Source organism: Wolbachia endosymbiont of Drosophila bicornuta (assembly GCF_028982105.1).
Classification (GTDB): Bacteria; Pseudomonadota; Alphaproteobacteria; order Rickettsiales; family Anaplasmataceae; genus Wolbachia; species Wolbachia pipientis.
The window spans coordinates 1-3,899 of record NZ_JAPQLF010000102.1 but is presented as its reverse complement, the minus strand read 5'-3'; the positions used below and the strand labels follow the sequence as shown (position 1 = coordinate 3,899).

At 36.9% G+C, this 3,899-nt stretch carries 2 protein-coding genes and 1 pseudogene; 1 reads left to right on the top strand and 2 read right to left on the bottom strand.

Annotation, left to right across the window (positions count from 1 at the left end):
• Positions 1-481: 481 nt before the first annotated feature.
• Both OZD68_RS03235 and gyrB read right to left on the bottom strand, forming a co-directional pair.
• Entirely contained in the window at positions 482-739 is a 258-nt protein-coding gene (locus OZD68_RS03235; RefSeq protein ID WP_010962372.1) for a hypothetical protein, read from the bottom strand.
• 93 nt (positions 740-832) lie between these two features.
• Positions 833-3,220 carry a DNA topoisomerase (ATP-hydrolyzing) subunit B gene (gyrB, locus tag OZD68_RS03230; protein WP_182309135.1) on the bottom strand — a complete coding sequence of 796 codons (2,388 nt, stop codon included), beginning with the start codon at positions 3,218-3,220 and terminating at the stop codon, positions 833-835.
• Between the two features lie 311 nt (positions 3,221-3,531).
• Between gyrB and OZD68_RS03225 the strand changes: the two are divergent.
• Positions 3,532-3,835 (top strand): annotated as a pseudogene (locus OZD68_RS03225) (hypothetical protein); the annotation flags it as partial.
• Positions 3,836-3,899: the final 64 nt, after the last annotated feature.

Genomic DNA, 3,899 nt, shown 5'->3' with positions numbered 1-3,899 from the left:
TCATCCATTTTCCTAATACACTATCCCTTATTCCTAGATCTCTTGCTACTTTTGCAACTGGTTGACCTACTTTCTTTGTTCATTTGCCAGCTTAACAGCTTCCAATTTGAATTCTGCCGTATATTCTCTTACCATTTCTAATCCTCCAAAATTTTATTTTACCAGAAAAAACTCCTTTCTTTCTCTCCACTTTTTCTGGGTAAGGTCACTTGGCAACAGTTGCTCTACTTTCTCCTTCATCCAATGCTTCCATTGCTTCCATTGCTTTTTTCCTTAAGTCGTAACTATACGCTGCTGGCATACAAACCCCTCTACCATAAATCCATTCTTACCTTATTGGGATTATTATGAGAAGAGCTATAACTCTATGGGAGGGAAGCAAAATCTGGGATTCGGCCTTAATGGCATTATCGTTGCATCAGCTTCACCCTCCCTGTGAGGTATTTTAGCTCTAATGCCTCACATCATAAAGATACAAGTGTCAAGCTACTTGGATGACAGGGGAGGGAGGCACTGGGATGACAGGAGAAGGTAGTGGGATGACACCCTGACAACCGTCATCCCGCTGCTTGTTAGCGGGATCTAGAGATACCGCGAATGAATCGCGGCATGACGTAGGACTGCTTTCATTCCAGTGCTTGACACTGGAATCCAGCCTTTCTGCAATCTCATCGAAAACGTTGTAACCACTTTCTATGCTAGTTTGCTTGTGAGCAACCTGGATTCCAGTGTCAAGCACTGGAATGACACCGTTATAAAGGAACCAGTGTCAGCTACTTGAATGACACAGTCTTTGCTTAAACCCGTAACGTTCGTACATTTTGCTAAAAGTTCAAATATCAACATCATGCACATTAAGTGCATTGCTATTAATAAAATCACGGCGTGGTTCAACTATATCACCCATTAATATTGAAAATATGGAATCAGCTTCTTCACAATCTTTTATTTCAACCTTTAATAAAGTTCTAGCCTCAGGATTTAACGTAGTATCCCATAGCTGATCAGCATTCATTTCACCAAGACCTTTAAATCTCTGCAGAGTTAAACCTTTTTTACCATAGTCCATTATTATTTTTGCAAGCGTACTTGGAGAAGTGATTCTTATTTCAGTTTCTTGTGACTTTAAAAATGAATCACCATTAAATAAATTACTTATACCATCAAGCAAACTTAATATGTTTTGCATATCTTTGCCTTCAAGCATACTAAGTGCAAATATATATTTGTCTGCCAATCCTTGAAACAATTTAGAGATATGAATTTCTTTTTCTTCATCTTTTATTTCCACTTCCCAAGTGTATTCGCTGTACATTAACTTCAAATACTTTAATATCTCATCAGCCGATGATAGAGCATTCTTTTTGCTTAAAATTAGCAATGACTCTAGGAGATTTTGTGGTATTTCTCTATCATAATTTTTGCTAATATTAGAAGTGCTAACGCATTTATTCAAAATAAGGCGCAAGTCGTTAAATTCTGTAGCTGTATCACTTAGTGTTAGTCTTTTAACTGCTGAGTTTATTATATACTCTTCAAAAGTTTCGTCATCTTTAATATAAGTGTCTTTGGCATTCTTTGTAACTTTATAGAGGGGTGGCTGTGCTATGTATAAGTAACCTTTTTCAATAACTTCACGCATATGTCTAAAAAAGAAAGTTAGAATCAAAGTTCTTATATGTGAACCATCAACATCTGCATCTGTCATGATGATAATTTTATGATATCTAGCTTTTTCAATATCGAAGTGTTCACTCCCTATTCCAGCACCAATTGCAGTGATTAAAGAGCCTATTTCTGCAGATGAAAAAATACGATCTAAACTTACACGTTCTACGTTTAGAATTTTTCCTCTTAAGGCAAGCACTGCTTGTGTTTTACGATTACGCCCCTGCTTTGCAGTACCACCTGCTGAATTACCCTCTACTATAAATAATTCCGATAACTCAGGGGCTTTTTCCTGGCAATCAGCAAGCTTTCCTGGCAGAGTTGCAATATCAATATTGTTTTTGCTTTTAACTAACTCTCGTGCTTTTCTTGCGGCTTCTCTTCCTTTTGCTGACCTAATTGCTCTTTCTACTATGCTTGCTGCCAATTTGGGATCAGTTTCAAGGATTGTGCTCAATTTATCAGAAACTATACTTTCTACAACTGCACGTGCTTCAGAACTAACTAGTTTATCTTTTGTTTGTGAAGAAAATTTAGGATCAGGCATCTTGAGAGATAAAACACAAGTTAAACCTTCTCTAACGTCCTCTCCAGTTAAATTTACTTTTGCTTTCTTTAAAAACCCTTCATTAGTTGCATAGGTATTGACACATCTAGTTAGTGCAGATCTAAATCCTGCCAAATGCGTACCACCATCTCGTTGCCGTATATTATTAGTGAAACACAACATATTCTCATAGTAGGAATCATTCCATTCCATCGATATTTCCAAGCTGATGCCAAGATCGTCTGCATCTCCTTTCATACTGGCAATTTTAGTTACATGTGTCTTATTCTTATCTAAATACTGCACAAAATTTGCTGTACCAAAATTGTCTTTAGATTGATTGCTCTGATTGAAATGAGATTCTGTATATGGTTCATTGCGCAGATCACGTAAAGTAATGTCGATATTTGAATTTAAAAATGCTAATTCTCTTATACGACTTTCAAGCGTTGAGTAACTGAAATTAATGCCATTAAAAGTCTCTGTTGATGGCATGAACGTGACTTTAGTTCCTCTTTTGTTTGTATTTTCGTTGACTACCTTTAAAGGTTCAATAGACTCACCATCTTCAAAACGCATAAAGTGTTCTTTCTTATTGCGCCAAATAGTTAATTCCAACCAGCTTGATAATGCATTCACAACTGAGATTCCAACACCATGTAATCCCCCAGAAACTTTATAGGTATTACTGTCAAATTTACCACCAGAATGGAGTTGAGTCATTATTACCTCTGCTGCTGATATTCCTTCTTCTTCATGAATGTCAGTTGGAATGCCACGACCATTGTCGGTTACTGATACTGAACCATCTTTATTTATGCTAACTTCAATTTTATCACAATATCCACCTAAAGATTCATCTATTGCGTTATCAACAATCTCATATACCATGTGGTGCAAGCCAGACCCATCGTCAGTGTCACCAATGTACATACCTGGACGTTTCCTTACAGCATCAAGACCCCTTAAGATTTTTATTGCATCGGCATTATAACTATTTTCCATGGTATTGCTTCGTTTATGAATGTTAATTAATATTACATTCATATATGCTGATTAGCAACATTTTTAAACTGATAACCCATATTAAAAGCACAACTTTACGAATGTTTATTTTTGAAGACAGCAAATAGTGTCATTCCAATGTGTCTTCCATAACTGTACGAACATTCATTTTTGAAGGTATAGCACTTCTCGCAATAGTCCGAATAGGATAAGATATGTGCTTATGGCTATGGTAGAGCAGTAGCATATTATGATCTGTTCGGATTANNNTAAAAAGAGCTATACTTGGGTGATACTATAGGAGGTCTAACATGAACTTTCTAAAATTCATTGAACTGTGCTTTCAAACAGTGGTGCCGGGATGTGAGTATAATGATTATCAGTACATAAAAGTCATAGCAGACAGGCTGGAAGCAGCGAATGCTGGCGAAGTAAGGCGCATAATATTCAATATGCCTCCGCGTTCAATGAAGTCCATATGTATGAGTGTTGCGTGGCCCGCATGGATACTGGGCAACTGCAAGAATAATAGTTGCAAGTTATTCTAAGTTGCTTAGTGAAAAACATTCGCTCGATACCAGGTGCATAATGCAATCTGATTGGTATAAAGAACTATAGCACTTCTCGCAATAGTCCGAATAGGATAAGATATGTGCTTATGGCTATGGTAGAGCAGTAG

What these genes read in the sequence shown, in the direction of transcription:
- gyrB (WP_182309135.1), bottom strand. Translation starts at nt 3,220, where the DNA reads ATGGAAAATAGTTATAATGCCGATGCAATAAAAATCTTAAGGGGTCTT.